The 19,819-nt window shown below is 65.4% G+C and carries 18 protein-coding genes; 8 read left to right on the top strand and 10 right to left on the bottom strand.

Annotation, left to right across the window (positions count from 1 at the left end):
* Positions 1 to 521: 521 nt before the first annotated feature.
* Positions 522 to 1,091, top strand: a complete 570-nt coding sequence (locus ASF89_RS00910; RefSeq protein WP_055811259.1) for a recombinase family protein — start codon at positions 522 to 524, stop codon at positions 1,089 to 1,091.
* Positions 1,091 to 1,570, top strand: a complete 480-nt coding sequence (locus ASF89_RS16260; protein WP_369814531.1) for an HIT family protein — start codon at positions 1,091 to 1,093, stop codon at positions 1,568 to 1,570. Before ASF89_RS00910 ends, ASF89_RS16260 begins: the two co-directional genes overlap by 1 nt.
* 145 nt (positions 1,571 to 1,715) lie before the next feature.
* Here the strand turns inward: ASF89_RS16260 and ASF89_RS15560 are convergent, their stop codons facing one another.
* The 3 genes from ASF89_RS15560 to ASF89_RS00890 form a co-directional block, all read right to left on the bottom strand.
* On the bottom strand, positions 1,716 to 2,510 hold the full coding sequence (locus ASF89_RS15560; RefSeq protein WP_156463285.1) for a hypothetical protein: 795 nt from the start codon (positions 2,508 to 2,510) through the stop codon (positions 1,716 to 1,718).
* Positions 2,511 to 3,461: 951 nt separating this feature from the next.
* Positions 3,462 to 3,893: a hypothetical protein gene (locus ASF89_RS00895; RefSeq protein ID WP_235483947.1), complete on the bottom strand. Its 432-nt coding sequence runs from the start codon at positions 3,891 to 3,893 to the stop codon at positions 3,462 to 3,464.
* 221 nt (positions 3,894 to 4,114) lie between these two features.
* Positions 4,115 to 4,678, bottom strand: a complete 564-nt coding sequence (locus tag ASF89_RS00890; protein WP_055811249.1) for a TetR/AcrR family transcriptional regulator — start codon at positions 4,676 to 4,678, stop codon at positions 4,115 to 4,117.
* A 164-nt stretch (positions 4,679 to 4,842) separates the two neighbouring features.
* On the opposite strand from ASF89_RS00890, the gene ASF89_RS00885 reads away from it, so the two are divergent.
* Together ASF89_RS00885 and ASF89_RS00880 are read left to right on the top strand one after the other, a co-directional pair.
* Positions 4,843 to 5,997 carry an FAD-dependent monooxygenase gene (locus ASF89_RS00885; protein ID WP_235483946.1) on the top strand — a complete coding sequence of 385 codons (1,155 nt, stop codon included), beginning with the start codon at positions 4,843 to 4,845 and terminating at the stop codon, positions 5,995 to 5,997.
* Positions 5,998 to 6,310: 313 nt separating this feature from the next.
* Complete coding sequence (locus ASF89_RS00880; RefSeq protein ID WP_055812942.1) at positions 6,311 to 6,808, top strand: helix-turn-helix transcriptional regulator; 498 nt, start codon at positions 6,311 to 6,313, stop codon at positions 6,806 to 6,808.
* Between the two features lie 178 nt (positions 6,809 to 6,986).
* On the opposite strand, the gene ASF89_RS00875 is transcribed toward ASF89_RS00880, so the two are convergent.
* Positions 6,987 to 7,388 carry a MarR family winged helix-turn-helix transcriptional regulator gene (locus tag ASF89_RS00875; protein WP_162240674.1) on the bottom strand — a complete coding sequence of 134 codons (402 nt, stop codon included), beginning with the start codon at positions 7,386 to 7,388 and terminating at the stop codon, positions 6,987 to 6,989.
* A 184-nt stretch (positions 7,389 to 7,572) separates the two neighbouring features.
* On the opposite strand from ASF89_RS00875, the gene ASF89_RS00870 reads away from it, so the two are divergent.
* Positions 7,573 to 9,399 (top strand): NAD(P)/FAD-dependent oxidoreductase, encoded by a 1,827-nt coding sequence (locus ASF89_RS00870; protein WP_156463284.1) that lies wholly within the window; start codon positions 7,573 to 7,575, stop codon positions 9,397 to 9,399.
* Between the two features lie 177 nt (positions 9,400 to 9,576).
* Positions 9,577 to 9,819, top strand: coding sequence for a hypothetical protein (locus tag ASF89_RS15555; RefSeq protein WP_156463283.1), 243 nt, complete (start codon positions 9,577 to 9,579; stop codon positions 9,817 to 9,819).
* 136 nt (positions 9,820 to 9,955) lie between these two features.
* On the opposite strand, the gene ASF89_RS00865 is transcribed toward ASF89_RS15555, so the two are convergent.
* From ASF89_RS00865 to ASF89_RS00845, 5 genes are read right to left on the bottom strand one after another with little or no spacing between them, the layout of a single operon-like run.
* Positions 9,956 to 10,897 carry a DMT family transporter gene (locus ASF89_RS00865; RefSeq protein WP_200913506.1) on the bottom strand — a complete coding sequence of 314 codons (942 nt, stop codon included), beginning with the start codon at positions 10,895 to 10,897 and terminating at the stop codon, positions 9,956 to 9,958.
* A 48-nt stretch (positions 10,898 to 10,945) separates the two neighbouring features.
* Positions 10,946 to 11,908, bottom strand: coding sequence for an N-acetylglucosamine kinase (locus tag ASF89_RS00860; RefSeq protein ID WP_156463282.1), 963 nt, complete (start codon positions 11,906 to 11,908; stop codon positions 10,946 to 10,948).
* 2 nt (positions 11,909 to 11,910) lie between these two features.
* Positions 11,911 to 13,074 carry an SIS domain-containing protein gene (locus ASF89_RS00855; RefSeq protein WP_055811239.1) on the bottom strand — a complete coding sequence of 388 codons (1,164 nt, stop codon included), beginning with the start codon at positions 13,072 to 13,074 and terminating at the stop codon, positions 11,911 to 11,913.
* On the bottom strand, positions 13,067 to 14,395 hold the full coding sequence (locus ASF89_RS00850) for a D-tagatose-bisphosphate aldolase, class II, non-catalytic subunit (RefSeq protein WP_055801531.1): 1,329 nt from the start codon (positions 14,393 to 14,395) through the stop codon (positions 13,067 to 13,069). The genes ASF89_RS00855 and ASF89_RS00850 overlap by 8 nt, the downstream gene beginning before the upstream one ends.
* Positions 14,396 to 14,449: 54 nt before the next feature.
* Positions 14,450 to 15,352: a class II fructose-bisphosphate aldolase gene (locus ASF89_RS00845; RefSeq protein WP_055811236.1), complete on the bottom strand. Its 903-nt coding sequence runs from the start codon at positions 15,350 to 15,352 to the stop codon at positions 14,450 to 14,452.
* Between the two features lie 104 nt (positions 15,353 to 15,456).
* Between ASF89_RS00845 and ASF89_RS00840 the strand changes: the two genes are divergently transcribed.
* Positions 15,457 to 16,281, top strand: a complete 825-nt coding sequence (locus tag ASF89_RS00840; RefSeq protein WP_235483945.1) for a DeoR/GlpR family DNA-binding transcription regulator — start codon at positions 15,457 to 15,459, stop codon at positions 16,279 to 16,281.
* Between the two features lie 211 nt (positions 16,282 to 16,492).
* Here ASF89_RS00840 and ASF89_RS00835 read toward each other — a convergent pair whose 3' ends face one another.
* Positions 16,493 to 18,943, bottom strand: a complete 2,451-nt coding sequence (locus ASF89_RS00835; protein WP_055812930.1) for a beta-glucosidase — start codon at positions 18,941 to 18,943, stop codon at positions 16,493 to 16,495.
* A 205-nt stretch (positions 18,944 to 19,148) separates the two neighbouring features.
* On the opposite strand from ASF89_RS00835, the gene ASF89_RS00830 reads away from it, so the two are divergent.
* Positions 19,149 to 19,742 carry a TetR/AcrR family transcriptional regulator gene (locus ASF89_RS00830; protein WP_055811231.1) on the top strand — a complete coding sequence of 198 codons (594 nt, stop codon included), beginning with the start codon at positions 19,149 to 19,151 and terminating at the stop codon, positions 19,740 to 19,742.
* The last annotated feature ends 77 nt before the right edge of the window (positions 19,743 to 19,819 follow it).

The raw sequence follows: 19,819 nt of genomic DNA, 5'->3' as shown, positions 1-19,819 counted from the left end.
GGGCCGACTCTGACCCTAAGTCGTCATGCCGTCAAGCGGTCCGTCTGAAATGGTGGCGCGAGAGAGGCGAGGCGTCGCCTGGAGGGTTGGTGGAGCGAACATCTCCTCCGTCGTCACCGTTTGAAGAGATGTCCGCTAATCGGTACCCAACCAGGCGGGTCTGATGTGATCTAAGCGATGCCTGACGTCGGGATCAGGGCTAGACCGACAGACGTCATCGTCTGGTGCCATTACCGAGTAAATCGGGGCCAACTGCTGCGGACGCTATACCCCAACACGTGCGCCGAACAAGACGCAACCTCAAGTTCATCCCAGGGTGACCGAGTGGGAGCGTGCGCTGAATCACAGACAGTGGTCCCTGCCGGGGCTTCGGGTGCTGCCCGATAGCCGGTCGTTCATCGGGACACCTTCGCGAGGCCTTGTTGGCTGGTCGAGTCCAACTGGCGCCTGGCCTGCGGATTCGCGTATGCCTGTCCCGCAAAAATGCCCGGTGACGGGGGTCTAAACGCTACAGTCGGCAGATGCTCATTGGATACGCCCGCGTCTCGACCTCTGGCCAAGACCTCGCAGCACAACGTGACGGTCTGGCAGCACTCGGTGTTGACGATCAACACGTGTTTGTTGACCACGGCCTCTCGGGGACGACTCGAGCCCGGCCTGGGCTCCGCGAGGCACTAGCTGCGTGCCGTGCCGGCGACGTGCTGGTCGTCACCAAGCTCGACCGTCTCGCCCGGTCGCTGCGCGACGCGACCGACATCGCGGACGAGCTGACGAAGAAGGGCGTCGCGCTGAACCTCGGGGGAGCGGTCTACGACCCCACCGACCCGGTCGGCCGGCTGCTGTTCAATGTCCTCGGCATGGTGGCCGAGTTCGAGGCGGACCTCATCCGCGCCCGTACCCGGGAGGGCATGGCGATCGCGAAGGCAGCAGGCAAGCTCCGCGGCCGCAAGCCCAAGCTCACCCCCTCGCAAGAGAAGCACCTCGTGCAGCTGCACCGCACCGGCGCCCATACCACGAGTGAGATCGCCGAGCTCTTCGGCGTCGCCCGTTCGACGGTCTATCGCGCGATCCAGCGAGGGGAGCAGGCGTGATGGCCATGGGTTCACCAGAGGTGCAAGTTCAGGTGGCCGCGGCGCCACACGAGGCTGAGCAGTTGGAACCCTGCCCGTTCTGCCGCATCATCGACGGTTCGTCTCCGGCCGTGTGGATAGAACGTGAACACGACGCCGTGGCCTTCGCGCCTCTGCCCGATTCGGCACTCGCTCCCGGTCACACTCTGGTCGTACCCGTCGAACACGCCACGGACCTTCGCACGGCATCGCCTAGCTCGCTGGCGGCGACGATTGCCCTGGTACAGCGCGTCGCGCGAGCGATGCGAGGCGGGCTCGGTGCCACGGGCAGCGTCCTTCTCCAAGCCTCAGGCCAGGACGCTGGTCAGAGCGTCCCGCACCTGCATTTCCATGTCGTCCCGTGCTGGCCTGACGACGAGACCACCCATTGGCCACCACGGCCCTCTATTCACCACTTCGACGGAGACCCCCACGCGGCCCTGGCGGAGATGTTCGAGTAGCGCCCGATAGCCGATCCTCACCTGCAACTGTTCGGATGCCGCTGCTACCGCTGCCCGATGCGCTCGATCGCGTCGGCGTCAGCTGTGGTCACCGCATCAACAACAGTGAGTCACTGGGCGACAACGCCTTCCAGTGCTCCGGTGGTCAACCCTGACGGAGGCTACGAGGCGCGATGATGAACACCTTGCGCAGCTGTGCAACGGACGCATCCGAGGCCCCGGCTTCGTGTTCCTCGATCCAAATTCGTTCATGTGTCTGCCGAGACCGGTACCACTGGCGGCGCCAGTGACCACGAACGCTCCAACGTCCGATGCGCGCACCACCACCTTCTTCTGGCGGCCCCTCGCTTCCCAGAGCGGAACGTGTCGGGTAGATGAGGCGCACACCCCGATCCGTCCGAGATTTAGCCTCGGAGGTCGCAGGAGATGGCGTCGACGTCGGGTTCTGCCGGGTACTCACCGGTTCTCGCACGGGTACGAGCTCAAGCATTCCCGCGAGGCATGCCCCCAGCCCGTCCAACGCTCCGGACCCGTCCGAGAAGCTGTCGTCCGGCGCACAGCGCAGCTTTTCAACGGCAGTCTCAAGCACCTCCAGGGCGGAACCATCCTCAGTGAGATGCACCGTGAAATCGACGGACATTAGACGCAGATACTCGGCCTCTTCGCGCCAGGAAATCAAGCGCCAGGTCGCACCCGTAGCGGTGGGAGCTGCGAGTGGCTGCAAACCCACTCCGGTAGGACACGGCAGGTCATCGCTCGCCAACCCCGAAACGGTCCGAGTTGCGGCAGCCAACGCACGTGAATGTTTCAACGGCACGTAGAACAGCGACCCGTCTGCAATTGACTCTCGCAGCAGCACCTCCGCCTCGCTCACCACGGGGTCCTCACCCGCGGCGAGGAGATCAACGAAGGCCGGCATCGATCGCGGTAGTTGTTGCATGAGGTCGCCTGCGCTGCCTGCGCGAGTTCCCGATAGCCCGAACATCCGTCGCGATGAGCGGACGTGGCCGTGCGCCTCAAGCGCCGCGACCAAGCGGCGCTCGACCCCGGGCGGTAAGGAGCTGTGGGGCCCTCTCACGAACTCGCCGAGCAGCTTAAGAACCCGCAGAGCCTCCACCGCTGGGACACCGAAGTCTCCCGCCACTTCGAAGACCCGCCTGCGCGCATCTCGATTTGCCTCCGGCACCACGCGTTCTCCCGCGAACAAGCGCTGACGTCGGGATTCCGGCGCGCGTGCCTGACGGGCTAGGGGCCTGTCAGGGACGGCCAACTGCTCAGACCCGCGACAGGCGGGCTGCCCTGTAGTCGGTCCGCTACCCCTCGCTAGGATCCGGTGAGGTGCTAGCCGCTCGTTCGTCATTACCGGCACCATGAACCGGCACACGACGCAGCGCGATGTCCTATCCGTCAGTGGCGGATGGTCACTGCTGAGCTGGAGCGAAGGGCCGCTGGCGTGTTGATCCGGTCGAGCGCTTACCGTGCGGATAGTCCGCTTCCGCTCCGCTGCCCTGTTCGCCGCGGCTGTTCGATCCGGGAACCCAACGGACCCAGCGCAACGCTTCCCGGACGAGTTGTAATGCACACTCATCGTCCGAACAGAAGTCAGCAGGTGATCTTCACCGCACACATCACAGCGAGCTGAAAGCATGCCGCATCATTTCATGCAGCACCGACAACGGGGATGCGGAGACTCGTCTCAATAGCCGATCGGCATGCGAACGTCGCCACGACCTGAGGTGTCTGACTTGTGCGGTGCTCCGGAGTCGCGGTCAATGTGGTCGCTGAGACGTGTGCGGTCGGCAATTCACGTGCCTTCTTGAGGCGCTCGCGCCCTTCACTGGCCGGGTGGCTCATTCGACCAGTTGATACGACGCGGAAACTTCTGAGGGCCTCAGTACTCGAGCTTTGGCCATTCCTGCAGGCGTGAGAACTTGGGCTGGGCTGGTGCCGGTTCCTCGTTGTCCAGGACACGAACTTCGGTGAGCACGGTGGTGTGGCTCTGACTGTACGAGCGGTGAGCGATTCCATCGCGTTCGTCGACGACCAGTGTCACGCGCTGTGCTGGATCGAGCTCGTGCTCGAAAGTGAACAGCAACCAGTGTGTTTTGATCCGTTGAACGAGCATGGGTGAGTAACTCGCTGGAGATCCCCAGAGGGGGAGCAGCTCCGGCGTGAGCAGACGTACGGGAGGAGCAACATTGCCGCTGCGCTCGAAGCTGACCTCGAACGACCCGTCCTCGCTGTGCAGGTGGCCCTTTGAGTAGTGGGCACGATGACTGCTCCCCTGACGGTCAAACGTCCAACTTCGCTCCTGTTCATCCACGACGGCCTGAAACTGGTACGGCTGGTCACTCCCGCTCGGACCTGTGCTCACACCTCTGACGAGACGTCGTTGTCGACGCCGAAGCCTAGCGACCTCGGTTTGCAGGTTGGAAGCATCGGCTGGGCCGAGGACAGTGTCGAATCGCACCTCACCAGTGTGAGGGCGCACCGCCCGGCCGGGTGCAACCTTGTCCCGATAGACGATTGTCTACCGAGACGCGTTCAGCTGGCGTACTCCCTGTGCCACCAGGTCGACAAGTGGTCAAGGGTCGCCGTGGCTGCGCCGTCCAGACGCTCGCGGGTGTCTCCCCGATGAGCATCCGACAGGACCGCATCGCCGATGCTCGCGGTGGTTTGCTGCACCACCGAGACGAGCGCGGCCGCGTACGCCCGCTCGGACATCGCGTTCGGTCCCGTGCCTGCGAGTTCAGCTGCCACCGCGGTCGTGACGTCGTCGTAGAACTCCAGGGCCCGACGTCGGAGCGGCGCACTGAGCCGACACTGCGCGGGGAACTCGCCCTTGGCCAATCCCTCGTCGTCCTCGACGTACCTGTCGATGTCCTCGAGGACGAGGGCGCGCATCGCATCGGCCGGTGACTGCCGAGAGTCTCGCCCGGAGATCGCACCCCGGATCTTCTCGAGCACTTCGTCTGCTCGGTCGAAGACGAGGTCCGGCTTGGTCGGGAAGTAGTTGTAGACCGTCGGTTCCGAGACGCCCGCGGCGCCCGCGATGTCCGCGATGGACACCTCGTCGTACCCGTGCTCCGCGAAGAGCCGAGCCGCCACATCGCCCAGACGCTCGCGGGTCTCTCGCTTCTTACGTTCTCGGAGCCCTAATCTCGCACCCACGCTCGCTTGCTCCATTCCACCAGTCTGCCACGAAACATAAAGTGACCCAAAGTTTCTGCTACTGTCGGCCTCACCAGAATGTTTGGGTCACTATAAGTTCGGTGGGAGCCGGGAAAAGGGGACGATCAATGAACACGCGCACACAGGAACAGGTGCTTATCTCGGGAGCGAGCTTCGCGGGTCTCGCGACAGCACTGTGGATGCGTCGGCTCGGCTACGAGGTCACGATCGTCGAGAGCGGATCCGGGTTGAAGCGCGGCGGCACCCCCGTCGACATCCGCGACGACACCATCGCGATCGTCGAACGGATGGGCCTGCTCGAGAAGATCCAAGCGAAGGCCCTTGCTCCTCGCGTGACCGAGTTCACGACGCCGGAGGGAGAGCTCATCACGCGGATGGAACCGGAACCGCCTACGGACGACTCGGCCGGCGACGGCTACGAGATCCACCGAGACGATCTGCTCGACATCCTCGCCGCCACGACGGCGGGGGAGGTCGAGATGTTGTGGGGTAACTCCATCAAGTCGTTGACCGAGCCCGACGAGGACAGTGTCCACGTGGTCTTCCGCGACGGCACAGAGCGGAACTTCTCGATGGTGTTCGGCTGCGACGGCAACCACTCGGCGGTGCGGCGACTGCGCTTCGGTCAGGAAGCACTCCACACCCACTTCCTGCAGACGTACTTCTCCGTCGCCACCCTCGACCACCTCATCATCGACCGGCAGACGACCCAGATCACCAACGCGCCCGGCGTGACGATGCTGGTGAACTCCTACGACACCACGACCGACCTCGTGCTCGGCTTCCGATCCGAGCAGGAAATCCCGTACGACCACCACGACCTCGACCAGCAGAAGCGCATCCTCCGAGAGCACCTGCTGCAGGCTGGCGCACCGTTCTCAGACCACATCGACGAGGCAGTCGCCGTCGACACCTTCTACTTCGACAAGCTCAGTCAGATCAAGATGCCGGCGTGGACGTCCGGACGCATCGCGCTCGTTGGCGACGCCGGCTACTGCGCATCACCTGCCGCGGGCATGGGTGGATCGCTCGCCATCATCGGCGCCACTGCCCTCCACGACGCTTTCCGAGCTGCTGACGGCGACGTTGAGCAGGCGTTCGTCGAGTACGAACGCGCGCTCCGGCCGATCGTTGAGGAAATCCAGCACAACGCCGAACACTTCGGCGTCAGCAGCTACTTCCCCGCTACCGATGAACAGATCCGGTCCCGCAACAACATGCTGCTCGGGCACTGACCAACGATCACCCGCTAAGGAGCATTCCGCGTCCGCCAGCGACGCGGTGCCCGATAGCCGATCGTTCACCGAGATCAGTTCCGGACCGACCTATCGAGACAGCCGGCGCCCCGTAAATGCGGGGGGGTGGCTAGCCTCCACCGGTGATCGGTGACCGATCGCTAATCGGACGCGATCTGAGACCGCAGACTGCGGCTGCGGTGAAGGAGATAGTCGCGTCGGGGTGCCCCGAGGTGCTGCGTCGCCTAGATGTCGGGTGCTTGTCGGGTCCGTGTCGTGGACCTTGGGGCTGCTCGTTCTTAGTGTGAGATACATGAACGAGACACGGATCGTCGATCTCCGGACCCAGATGGGTTGGACCCAGGAACGCCTCGCTGACGAGAGCGGCGTGACCGTGCGCACCGTCCAGAGGCTCGAGGCGGGCAACGAGGGGAGCCTTGACACGCTGTCGCGAGTTGCGAAGGCGTTCGGTGTCCCGGTTCGTGATCTCTTCATCACCGTCCCTACGGACGACTACGGTCGCTCAGTCACCGCCCTCGACGAAAGGGCGAGTCGACAGCAGGAACGGCGGGGCCGTGTCGAGGAGGGCTTCCGAGCCCTGTACTACGGGGTGGGCGTGCTCTTCACGATCGCCGTGGTCGTCGCAGTCGCCATCGACGTCGTGCCGAACGTCGCGATCTTCTTGATTCCTGCCTACTGGGTAGCCGGGTGGCTGTTGTCGATGTTCTTGTTCCTCGTCGTCCTCAGCCCTCGCCTGGACCGCGCCTACCCCCTCTCCCATGCCGCCACGGACGAGGCGACGAGCAGATAGATACAGCGTCCCGATAGCCGATCGGCGTCCGGACAGTTTGGTCGTCTCATATCTCCACGGCCACGCAACGACGACTTCGAGACTGACGTGTCTTCATTGCGCGGGCGTCTCGCCCCGGCCACGAGACACCAATGCGCCAAGCCGGAATCCGATCCTGACGAGATCGATGGTGACGGCCTCATGCTGAGGTGCCCGCGGCTCCCAGGTGCCGTGCGATGGCCGACATGCCTCGCTCGAGCCCCGCCAGCTCGTCGTCGGTGAGTGCGGCGAGCACCTCGTCGTCGAACTCGGGGCGTCGCGCCACGAGCCCCCGCACGACGGTGCGGCCGAGGGGCGTCGCCCGGACCTGTCTGACGCGGTGGTCGTCGGGGTCGTTCGTCCGGGCGGCGACTTCCTGCCCGACCAGTCGGTCGAGCACGCCCGACATCGTGGCCAGCGACACGTCGAAGGTCTGAGCCAGCCGGCTGGCGGTCGTGCCGCCGTCGGTGGTGACGAGCACCGTCAGGACCTTGAGTTGTCGCGCGGTGAGTTCCAGTGAGAGCAAGGGGGTGACCGACGAGGGCAGGACTACGGACTCCATGCTCGCGGTGGCCTCGCGGAGCCGCTCAAGGATCGCACTCCGCCCAACGCCCTCCTCCATCATCAGGCCACAGTAGGGCGTCTCGTAGTCAGCGCCCAGCCAAAGTGCTTAGTGCAAAGCTAACCTTTGTCGATGCCAGACGACGACGTGCCGGCCCACCCGCTCGACGAGATGAGGGACGACCATGACCACGAAGCAGCCCGATATGCACACCATCGGAACGGACGAAATCGATCTCGAGGCGCTGCGTGACAAGTACGCGGCCGAGCGTGAGCGGCGGATCCGCCCCGAGGGATCGGGTCAGTACCGCAGAGCCGCCGGCGAGTTCGGCTACTACGCCAAGGACCCCTACACCCCCCGGGTCGAGCGTCAGCCGCTCACCGACCGGGTGGAGGTCCTGGTGATCGGCGGAGGGTTCGGTGGCCTCGTGACCGGGGCGCGCCTCCGGCAGGCCGGTGTCGAGTCGATCCGCCTGATGGACGAGGCAGGCGACTTCGGTGGCACCTGGTACTGGAACCGCTACCCGGGTGTGCGCTGCGACATCGAGTCGTACGTCTACATGCCCCTCCTCGAGGAGGTCGGGACGATCCCCGGATGGCGGTACGCCCCCGGAGAGGAGATCCGGAGGCACGCCGTGGCGATCGCCGAACGGTTCGATCTCTACCGCGACACGGCCTTCCAGACCCGTGTCACCGGGCTGACCTGGGACGAGGACGCGGCCGAGTGGGTCGTCGAGACCGACCGGGGGGACCGGATGCGCTCCCGATTCGTCGTGACGTCCTCGGGCACGCTGACAACACCGAAGCTGCCGGGCATCCCGGGCATCGAGACGTTCCGGGGTCACACCTTCCACACCAGTCGCTGGGACTACGCCTACACGGGCGGCGACGCCGCAGGGGGCTTGGAGGGACTCGCCGACAAGCGGGTCGCCGTGGTCGGCACCGGCGCCACGGGTCTGCAGGTCATCCCTCACCTGGGTCGAGACGCCGAGAGTCTCGTCGTGTTCCAGCGCACGCCCTCGACCGTCGACGTCCGCGACAACCGACCGACGGATCCCGAGTGGGCGGCGTCGCTCCGCCCGGGGTGGCAGCGGGAGCGGCAGGATAACTTCCTCGCGGTGATCTCCGGTGAGGATCATGACGTCGATCTCGTCGGCGACGGCTGGACCAGCGTCCCGCAGCTGCAGCGCGCCATGATCACCGGTCGCGTCGACCCCGACCTGAGCCCGGAGGAGCGCGAGCTCGCCGATGAGCTGCTCGACGCCCGGAAGATGACAGCGATCCGCGTGCGGGTCGACGAGCTCGTCGACGATCCAGCCACAGCGGACGCGCTCAAGCCCTGGTATCGCTACATGTGCAAGCGCCCTGGGTTCAGCGACGAGTACCTGCAGACGTTCAACCGCCCGAACGTGACTCTGGTCGACACCGCCGATCACGGAGGCATCACTCGCATGACCGAGACCGGAGTCATCGTCGGCGACACGGAGTACGAGGTCGACTGCGTCGTCTTCGCCACGGGATTCGAGGTCGGTGTCTCCGGTGTCCTGAGCGGGACATTGCCGGTCACCGGTCGCGGGGGAGCGACCCTGCTGGATACGTGGGGGCGGGGCCCGGCGACGCTTCACGGCTTCTACACGCACGGGTTCCCGAACCTGTTCCACCTCGGCTCCCTGCAGAACGCGAACTCGGTCAACTTCGTGCACATCCTCCAAGACCAGGCCGAGCACATCGCCGCCGTCATCGGCGCGGCGCGCGTCGCCGGTGCCCGCACCGTCGAGCCCGCGAAGGAGGCGCAGGACGACTGGGGGCGCATCGTCCGGACGACCGCGATCGACAACGCGACCTTCCAGGCCGAGTGCACCCCGGGCTACTACAACGCCGAGGGCCGCGGCAGGCCGAACACCTCCTCTTACGGCCCCGGCCCGGTCGCGTTCCACGACGTGCTCGAGGAATGGCGTCGGATGTCCCTGGGCGATGTGCTCGGCGGGGTCCCCTCCCAGGCGACGACGTGAGCTGGCCCCGGCTCGTCACCGCGGGCACTGCCGTGGCACTGATCACGCTCCGCCCGCACCGGCCGCATCGAACTCCCCAGCCCGCAAGCCGACTTTCTCTTCAGCCTCAGTCTTCGCGCCTACGTCGGTCAGCCCCAGAACTCGACCACGGAGGTGCCCCTGGCCAGAGTGGCAGACATGCTCGCACACGTCACAACAGCGTTCCCGCCTGCCTTCATCGCGGACGGAAACGATGGCACCTTCCCTGATCAGGCCAAGGATCTAGGCGTCCGGCTGACGACCCTCGGAGTTCGGAACGTCGTGGACACACCAGCCATGAGCAACGGTCTCTTCGGTCACGGGTATATGGCGGGGCCGTCCCGTGAAACCGACCGATACAACAGCCGGAAGGTGGCTTTCCTAGCCGAAGCCGTCGGCTGAGGACGGGGACTGTATCGAACGGGGGACACGTGCGGCGCCGCTGATGCCTTCCGTTGTCTGGGTGCCGCCGCAAAAGCCCGCTCACGTCCCCTGAGGGACTTGAGCGGGCCTTCCACTTTCCGTCTAAGCGTTGTGGCTACCGAGGCGACGGCGTGGTTTCGCGGGTGAGCTCGTCGTTCAGGAGTGCTTCTGGGACAGCTTCGCCGCGTTTCTCGTCGCTGTAGACCATGAGGGTTGATCCGACCAGTGCCAGAACGATGGCGACTGCGCCGAAGGGCGAGGGCAGGGTCTGGTAGATGATCAGAGACACGACGATCGTGAGGACTGGGGCGAGGGCGTTGGTCGTGGGCGCCACGATGGATGCCTTGCCTCGGCTGAGGGCCATGACGAGGAAGAGCGCTCCGATTGCGTTCAGCAGCTGGGTTACTGCGGTGAGCGCCGGCGCCTGCCAGGGGACATCGAGCGGGAGCCCGCCCATGGCGAGGATCGCGAAGGGGACGAGTGCGAGTCCGCTGATGGCCATCCAGCCGAAGGTGGTGCCGTCGTTCACGCCGATCGTGGCGGCCTTGCGCATAAAGAAGGCCTGCACACCCCAGGCGATGCTGACGAAGATTGCGATGAGCAGCCACGGGCCAGCCGTTGCCTCACCGGAGGAGCCGGCGACGCTGAACAAGACGATGGCTGCGAGGGCGGCGAAGAGGCCAATGATGGCGACTTTCCGCAGGCGTTCGCGGAGGAAGATCACGGCCATGAGCACGGTGATCGCCGGGGATACGGAGATGATCGGGAAGATGAGGTACGCGGGACCGGTGGAGAGGGCGTTGAACAGCAGCAGCTGTCCGCCCGCGCCGGTCAGGCCGATGAGCAGGCCGTACATGGCGGCTTTGGGTCGGCGGTCGAATTTCTGACCTCGCAGTGCGAACACGGCCGGGATGATCATGGTGAACGCCCAGATGACGTAGATCATCTCATCGGGGTATCCGTAGAGGTTGATGGGAAGGGAAGAAAGAGCCCCCCACACTCCCCAGAAGAGCACTAGGAGTGCTGCGTAGAAGATCCAGCTGCGTGTTCTGTTCACAATGACCTCATCTTTGACATCGGGTTGCGGGGTGGGGAGGGGTGTCGGTTAGTGCGTGCGAAGGCGCTGCAGAGCAGCGTCGGAGAGGGGGGTGCCGGCCTTTTTCGCGGCGTAGAGGGCGCCTCCGACTCCGGGGCCGAACATTGGTTCGTGCAACTCGTACGGGGCCGGTAGGGCGGTGAGGGCGTCGGCGAAGCCGTCACGGATGATGGCGGTCGTGAACATGCCGCCGGAGTAGGAGACAGGCACGGTGTCGTTGCCGAAGCCGAGTTGGAGCCGGGTGGTCTCGACGATCTCGACGAGTTCGTCGCAGGCGTTGATGAGGATCTGGATGGCGACGGTGTCGCCCTGTTCGGCAGCTTCGACGACGGTTTTGGAGAGGTCGCCGATGTTGACTCGGAGGCCCTTCCACTGGTTCACGACGACGTCGATCAGATCCAGGTCGTTGGTGATGCCGACGCGTGTCTTGATGATGTTGTAAAGAGGTCCGCGGGGGAGGCGTCCGTCGCTCATGCGGCTGAATGCGTTGAGGCCTTGTTCGGCGATCCAGTAGCCGGATCCTTCGTCGCCGAAGAGTTCGCTCCAGCCGCCGACTCGGTGGTTGCGACCGTGGTATTCGCCGTAGGTCATGGACCCGGTACCGCTGATGACGTTGATGCCGTCTCGGGCGCCGAGTGAACCGGCCCAGCCGCAGACCATGTCGTTGTCGCTGGTGAATCGATCGTGTCCGAGGACTTCGCCCGGAATCGTGTCGAGTCGGTCGATGTCGGCACTGACTTCGCCGTATCCGGGCAGTCCGAAGAAGGCTTGGTCGATCTGTCCGGTGGTGATGCCCGCTTGGGATGTGACGCCGCTGATCCCCGTGGCCAGGATGCGGCTGACGAGTTCGATGCCGTCGTTGAAGTAGTAGCAGCTGGCCGTCGTCATCTCGGACACGATCCGGCCGGTGTCGTCGAGGAGGACGAAGTTGGTCTTGGACCCGCCGCCGTCGACTCCGAGGAACAGAGCCATCGTCACCGACCGCCGTTCGTGTGCTTGTGGTCCGAGGGAGCGAGGGGGTGGATCGTGACTCCCTTGACGACGCGGTTGACGGTCCCGTTCGGGAACGGGTTGTCGGGAGTGAACCCGAGTTTGACGGAGAACGAGAGACCGAGCAGCTGCGCGATGACGATGTAGGCGACGGCGAGGAACGCATCGTTCACACCCGTCAGTTCATCGAGAACCCAGTTCCGGCCGTCCTCGTCGGGCATTGGCTCGGAGGAGATGGCGATGACGTGATCTGCCCCGAGGGCGGAACGAAGTTCCGTGACGATGTCCTGGTCGTATCGACGGGTGTAGGTGTCGGAGGACATGTAGACCAGCGCGAGAGTCCTGTCGTTGAGGACGGCTTTCGGGCCGTGACGGAATCCGAGAGCCGAGTCGTAGTAGGTGACGATCCGGCCGGCTGTCAGCTCGAGCAGCTTCAGGGCCGATTCGCGTGCCAGACCGGTGAGGGGGCCGCTACCGAGATAGATGACTCGCTCGTATGAGGCGCCGGCGAGCTGGCGGATCTCGTCCTGTCGGTGGGTCACGATGTTCTCGACAGTGCGTCCCAGGGCGGTCACGGCGCGGTCGTCGTCTCCGCCGAAAATCAGCAGGGTAGAAAGCAGCATCGAGGTGAAGCTCGACGTCATGGCGAAGCCCTCGTCGTTGGCCCTGGTGGGCATCAGAACGATCTTCGACTTAGGGTCGTCCTGGTGCTGCTTGTAGAGGTTGCCCTCTTGGTCGCAGGTGATGATGAGGTGGTGAACCTCGGTGAGGACGTCGTCAGCTAAGACTGTCGCGGCCGTGCTTTCAGGGCTGTTGCCGGATCGGGCGTAGGAGACCAGGAGCGTGGGAAGGTCCTCGCCGAGATACTCGCGAGGGTTGGAAACGATGTCTGTGGTCGCGACGGAGTCGACCCGCCTTCCGAGGAGCTGAGTGAGCGCCGGCGCGGCGGTGTCGCCGACGAACGCCGACGTTCCAGCCCCGGTCAGGATGATGCGCAGTCGCGGGTTGGCCAGAAGAGGCGTGAGGAACGCGTCGATGTCTTGACGCTGGCCGGTGATTTTCTGCGCTGCTTCGAGCCAGACATCCGGCTGCCTTGAGATCTCGCGAGCTGTGGCGGAGGCGTGAAGAGGGGTGATCGTGTCAGACATGGAGTGCTCCAGTGAGGGTGGGGGAGACGTCGTTGTTCTCGGCCGGGAAGCAGGCCTGGGCGTACGGGCGGAGGGAGTCGCGGATGGCGTCCAGGATGAGGTCCCGGGGGTGCGGGCGGAGTTCGCCGGCGCGAACGCGGGCGTACTGGTCAGGCATGTACTGACTGATGAGCGGCAGGGGGATCTCGAGGTGTGACAGGTTGTCGTACAGTCGCGTTTCGGCGGCTTCGACTTCTTCGTCTGGCCAGTAGTAGCGCATGCGGTCGCTGTAGCTGAAGCGGCGAGCGATGCGTTGCTGGTCGGGCGTGCCCTCGTAGTAGCCCTCCCAGTAGCCGGGCTTTTCGAGCATCCGACGTTCAAGAACCTCGATCAGGTTCGAACGGTCTGCAGCCGGGACGAGCTCGTCTTCGATGTTCGCCAGAGCGAACAGGCCCTGTCGCATCGCGAAGGTGAGGCCTGGTCCGACCTTGAGGATCGCCCAGTGGTCCTCGACCAGCTCGGTCAGACGGGCGGTTTCTTGGTAGTCGGTGGAGTGGGCCTCGAAGACCAGTCCCGGTTCATCGTCCAGCACCCTCCGAAGATCCACTGTGCCGGCACGGTGGTAGTCGATGACTCGCAGGTGGTCGAACTCGACGGCGGGCTGCACGACGAGAGCGATGATGCGGGGCCAGATGTCGTCGAGCCCGACGTCGGCGAAGGCTCGACGGTGCCGTTCGAGAGTGGCCCGGGCAGCCGCAGGGGATGTGGGGACCAGATCTCCGAGAGTTTCGTGAGCCCCACCAGGCACGGGCACTTCTGTGCCGATGACGTAGAGGATGTCGTCGGCTCGCCCGGACGCCCGGGCGGCGTCCTCGGCGACACGGAGAAGACGGGCGGTGCGTTCCGCGACCAGGTCGTCACCGAGCGGTGCCGGGTCTCCCTTGCACGACATGCTGCAGTCGAGGTGGATCTTGGTGTATCCGGCTTCGACGTAGGCGCGGACGAGGCCCTCAGCGTTGAGCATGGCTTCTTCCGCATCGAGCTTCTGCCAGCGGTTGGGCCCCAGATGGTCGCCGCCCAGAACGAGACGGTCGCGAGCGAAGCCCAGATCGTCAGCGAGAGCGAACACGAGTTCGCGGAAGTCAGCGGGACGCATGCCGGTGTACCCGCCGAACTGATCGACCTGGTTGGACGTGGCTTCGATCAGAAGATAGGAGCCATCCTCGCGTGCCTGCAGGATCGACGCTTCGAGAACTGCTGGGTGGGCAGAGCAGACCGCGTAGATGCCTACTGCTTTACCTGCCTTGTGTTCGCGGATGGTGTTCCACAAGTGATTGACCACGGTGCTCCTTACTGACATCGCGCGGGGCGCCTTGGGGCGCCGCCGGCAGATTCGCTAAAAACGGTTTGCGTTGCTGACGACCGGCAGAGCTGGTCGATGTTCATCGGCCGACTCGGCGACGAGGCGGCAAATTCGAGTAACGGTCCGGGAGATGGCGTCGCGCCCGTCCGCGATGTAGATGCGCGGGTCGTGGACGTCTGACTCATCGAAGAGTCGTTGGCGTACAGCGTCGGTGAACGCCACATTCAGGGCTGTCCCGATGTTGATCTTTCGGATGCCTGCTGACACGGCTGCTCGTAGGGTCGTGTCCGAGACACCGGATGACCCGTGAAGGACCAGGGGGACACCCACGGCCTCTTCCAAGCGGCCGATGAGGTCGACGTCGATGGAGGCGCTGGCGGACGTCATGGCGTGAGAACTGCCAACGGCCACGGCAAGCGCATCGATGGAGGTGCCCGCGACGTACTCGCGAGCTTCGCCAGGATCGGTGCGAACCAAGGGGGAATGAGCCCCGTTCTTACCCCCGATCTCGCCCAGCTCGCCCTCGACCCAGAGCCCGTGACTGTGCGCCCGCTGGGCCGCATCCAGGGTCAGCTCGATGTTCGACACGTACGGGTGGTGGGCGGCATCGATCATGATGGAACTGACACCGAGACCGGCCGCTTCATCGATACCTTGCGAGATGAGTGACGAGTCCTGAAAGTGGTCCAGATGCAGCGAGATCGGCGCGGAGGATGACGACGCGATGCTGGCGCATGCCAGAAGAAGCGGTCGCATGTCCCCTTTGTGGAAGCCGATCGCGTTCTCGCTGACCTGCAGGATCGCTCCGGAGCCTGCCTGCTCGACACCTTCCGTGATGGCCTCGATGTGCTCCAACGTGACGACGTTGAAGCTCGCGATCGCGCTACGGCGAGTGATCGCGCCTTCGATGAGCCCACGAGTGGTGACGAGTGTCATAGGCAGATACTGCGATTAAGTGAGCGAAGTAATCAATCTGTAGGCCATAATTCGATTGAAGTGATCACTTTTATTGAGCGGTTGACGAGTATGGAGTGATGGGCGTGAGCAAGCAGTACCTGGACCAGTCATCGCCGAGAGCTGTCTCGAGCAAGCGCAGCGAACGGATGCGACGCATCTTGTCTCTCCTGCACGAGCACACGAGTCGAAGCCTTGGGGACCTCGCGCGTGACCTCAGCGTGTCCGAGGCCACACTTCGTCGAGACCTGGCCGAACTGGACGAGCAGGGCCAACTCGTGCGGACGCACGGCGGAGCCAGAGAGAGGAACTCTCAGCCGGAGATCCCCGTCCGGCTCCGCAACACGAGCTACAGGCGAGAGAAGCAGTACATCGCACGACGAACCGTGGATCTCATTCCGACGGGCCCTTACGCGCTGGCCCTCAGCGGCGGCACGACGACTGCAGAAGTCGCTCGTGGACTCCGGCATCGATCGGGCCTGACGATCATCACGAATTCTCTGACGATCGCAATGGAATGCGCCACCTGGCCTCGGCTCAAAGTCATCATGACCGGGGGCGTCGTCCGCCAGAGTTCCTTCGAGGCAGTCGGATCCCTCTCCGAGAGCGCCTTTCGCGGCATCAACGTCGGGACCTGCATTCTCGGGACAGACGGCATCAGCGCTACTGGAGGCGTCACCACACACGACGAGACGGAAGCCCGGACGAACCACGCCATGGTGGCGAACGCGGATCGAGTCATCGTCGTGGCAGATGGCTCGAAGATTGGCCGAGCCACCCTGGCCAAAATGGCGGACATCTCCGAGGTGGACGATCTTGTGACGGACTCTTCGGCGGACCCTCACGCGTTGGAACTGATCGCTGCCGCCGGAGTCACCGTGCACGTCGTGGCCCCTGCCAGCGAACACTGATCTGTCCCTGGTGCTTCCAGTCAAGCAGCTGACCCGTCCAAGCCACAGTCTCGCCGCATGTGCGGCACCCGAAACGATGGAGTCCGGGCGGTAGGGAGTCTGACGGGCGGGAGCCGGCGATTAGCCAGTGACGATTTTGCGGGCAAGGAAGCCCCTGGCGACGACCGTGATTTTCGCGTCAGAAGGGGCTCCTCGGGAAATCGAAAAGGACCTAACTTACGAACTTCGTCGTGGCCGTGAGAGGCAACTCGGCCACCGAGGTGCCGACGTGCAGCGTGAACTCGCCGGGCTCGTGCGCCCACGCGCCATCACGCCAGTCGGCGAAGGCGCGCGCGGGCACCGTCACCTCGACCGTGGACGAGGTGCCGACTTCAAGAGACACGGGCGCGAAGCCAACGAGCCAGAGGGCCGGACGGTCCACGACGGAGACAGCGCGCGACGCGTAGACCTGCACCACGTGCTTGCCGGCGCGGGCGCCGGTGTTGGCGACGTCGACGGCGACCGTGACCGCGCCTCCCTCGCTGACGGTGTCGGAGACGACGAGGTCCGACTGCTGGCAGGTCGTATAGCCGAGGCCGTGGCCGAAGGGCCATGCGGGTGCGGTACCCGCGCGGAGCCAGGCCCGGTAGCCGATGTGGATCCCTTCGTCGTAACGGACCACGCCGTTTCGGGGTGTCACGTCGATCACGGGCACGTCGTGTGTCGCGGCGGGCCAGGTCGTGGGCAGGCGCCCGCCGGGTTCGGTGACACCGGTGAGCAGGTCGGCCAGAGCGTGACCGTACTCTTGCCCCCCGAACCAGGTGAGCAGCACGGCGGCTGCGTCGTCGCGCCACGGTAGCTCGACCGGCGAACCGGCGTTGACGACCGCGACGGTTCGCGGGTTGGCGGCCAGCACGGCGCGTGCGAGGTCGTCCTGCCGGCCGGGTAGGGCGAGGCTGGCTCGGTCGAAGCCCTCGGACTCGACCTTGCTGTTGGTGCCGACGACCATCACGACGAGGTCGGCTTCCGCTGCCTCGGCCGCTGCCGAGTCGATGAGCGCCTGCGGGTCGGAGTCGTCGGCGTCGAGGCCGAACGTGAACATCATCGCGCCGTCGAACGACTCTCCGCTGGCCTTCGCTTTGCGGAAGCGGACCGTCAGGTCGACCGGTCGGCCGGCCTCGACGTCGAGCGCGTGCGACTCGCTCGGGGGAGCGAGCAACGCGGCGCCGAGCTCGTCGCCCTCGGCTTCCACCGCGGCGGTGAAGAGCTCGTCGCCGTCGACGACGAAAGTCGCCTCGCCGATCGAGGCGAAGCCGAGCCGCACGCGGCCTGTGGTCGACGGGGTCCAGGTCGTCGTCGCGACGAACTCCCCGAGGCTCGTCACGGGGGCGTCGCCGCCGATGTAGACGAACGAGGTCGCGCGCCGCTCTTCGGTGAATATCTCGGCCCCGTGAGTGTCGAGGAACGACACGTGCACGCCGGCGTCGCCCGTGACGGGGTTCGTCAGCTCGGACAGGGGAATCTCGGCGACGCCCTCCTGCACGACTGCGCCGACCGACCAGGTCACCTCGGCGTCGGGGAACGCTTCGCGGATGCCCTCGATCGGGCTGACGACCGACTCGGGCACGACCGTGGCGCTGCCGCCGCCCTGCGTCCGGGCGCGGTCGGCGTTGTCGCCGATCACGGCGACTCTGCGCACCGAGCTGGCCTCGACCGGCAGGATGCCGTCGTTCGCGACGAGCACCGCACCGGCTGACTCGGCCTCGCGGGCGAAGGCGACGCCGTCTTCGATGAAGACGGGCTCCACGCCGTCGAAGCCATCGAGCGCGCCGACGCGGGCGGCCAAGGTCAGGATCCGCAGCACCTTGCGATCGATCGCCGCCTCGGGAACGTCGCCCGACTGGACGGCCGCGACGAGTGCGTCGCCCCAGGCACCCACCGGCCCGGGCATGGCCATGTCCTGAGATGCCTTGGCGCTGTCGACCGAGCGGACGCCGGTCCAGTCGCTGATGACGACGCCATCGAAGCCCCACTCGCTGTTCAGCGGCGTCTCGAGCAGATCGTTCTCGGAGGCGGTGGTGCCGTTGATCGAGTTGTAGGCGCTCATGACCAGCCAGGCCCGCGCCTCCACGACGCTCTTCTCGAACGCTGCGAGGTAGAGCTCGCGCAGGGCGCGGTCGCTCACGACGACGTCCGCGGTGAAGCGTTCGGTCTCGAAGTCGTTGGCGACGTAGTGCTTCGGCGTGGCCCCCACACCGTTCTCCTGCACGCCGGTGACGTATGCGGCTGCGAGGTCGGCTGTGAGCAGCGGGTCCTCGCTGAAGCCCTCGAAGTGGCGGCCACCGAGGGGGGAGCGGTGCAGGTTGATGGTCGGGCCGAGCACGACGTCGACGCCCTTGCGACGAGCCTCGACGGCGGAGGCATGACCGTAGCGACGTGCGATCGAGGTGTCCCAGGCAGCTGAGAGGGCGGTGCCGCTCGGCAGGTTCAGCGACGGGCTGCGTTCGTCCCAGGTCTCCCCTCGGACGCCGGAGGGTCCGTCCGAGAACAGCATCCTGCGCAGGCCGATGTCCTCGATCGGCCAGCTGGTCCAGAAGTCGCGGCCGGTGAGCAGCTGCACCTTCTGCTCGAGCGACAAGCGCTGCATGAGGCTGAGGAGGCGCGGGTCGGTCGGCGACACCATCTGCGTCCTGTCGGCGGAGCCAGTGTCGTCGCTCGAGTGCAGGCGGTCGGTCGGGGTGGTGGTGTCTTCAGCCACGTTGCCTCCAAGATCAGGGCGGGCCCTCGTCGGCGCCGCGTTCTGACGCTAGCACTCACTACTGAACGCGACTAGGTTTTCGTCGTGTTGTGAACCGTGTGGGTGGTCGGCACCGGATAGCCTGGCCAGCATGGCACGTCGGGGTTCGTATGCGAAGGGTGTGGCCAAGCGGGGAGAGATCCTCCGCGTGGCCCTCGAGGTCGTCGACCGGAACGGGATGCGCGGCACCTCGGTGCGTGAGCTCGCCGACGCCGTCGACCTCACCCAGGCCGGCCTCTTGCACCACTTCGGCAGCAAGGAGGAGTTGTTCCTCGCGATCCTCACCGCGCGCGACGAGGACAGCGGCGATGACACGGCCGGGCTCGACATCATCGACCAGTTCCTGGCCGTCATCGAGCGCAACGCACAGACGCCCGGGATGGTGCAGCTGTTCACGAGCATGGCCGCCGCCGCAACCAGCGATCCGTCCCACCCCGCGCACGCATGGTTCGCCGAGCGTTACGTGCGCTTTCGGGCGAATCTCACTGAGTCCCTGCGCCTGCGCCAGTTGACCGGAGAAGTGCCTGAGGACGTCGACGTGGCGAAGCTCGCCGCGGTGATGGTGGCCGTCAGTGACGGTATGCAGCTGCAGTGGATGCTCGACCCGGCTACTGACATGGCTGCACATGTGCGGCTCGTGTGGGATCTCGCGCTCCGGAGCGCGCCGAAGGCTGACGTGGGTTGAGGACCTGGCGAAGGGGTGGCTCCTGATGGAGCAGAACTGCCTCGACGATCGGGCTCCTGACGTTGACGGCGCGCACC

Source organism: Frigoribacterium sp. Leaf172, from assembly GCF_001424285.1.
Taxonomy (GTDB): domain Bacteria; phylum Actinomycetota; class Actinomycetes; order Actinomycetales; family Microbacteriaceae; genus Frigoribacterium.
Note: the sequence above shows the minus strand (reverse complement) of the source record. Positions and strands in the feature narration are given on the sequence as shown.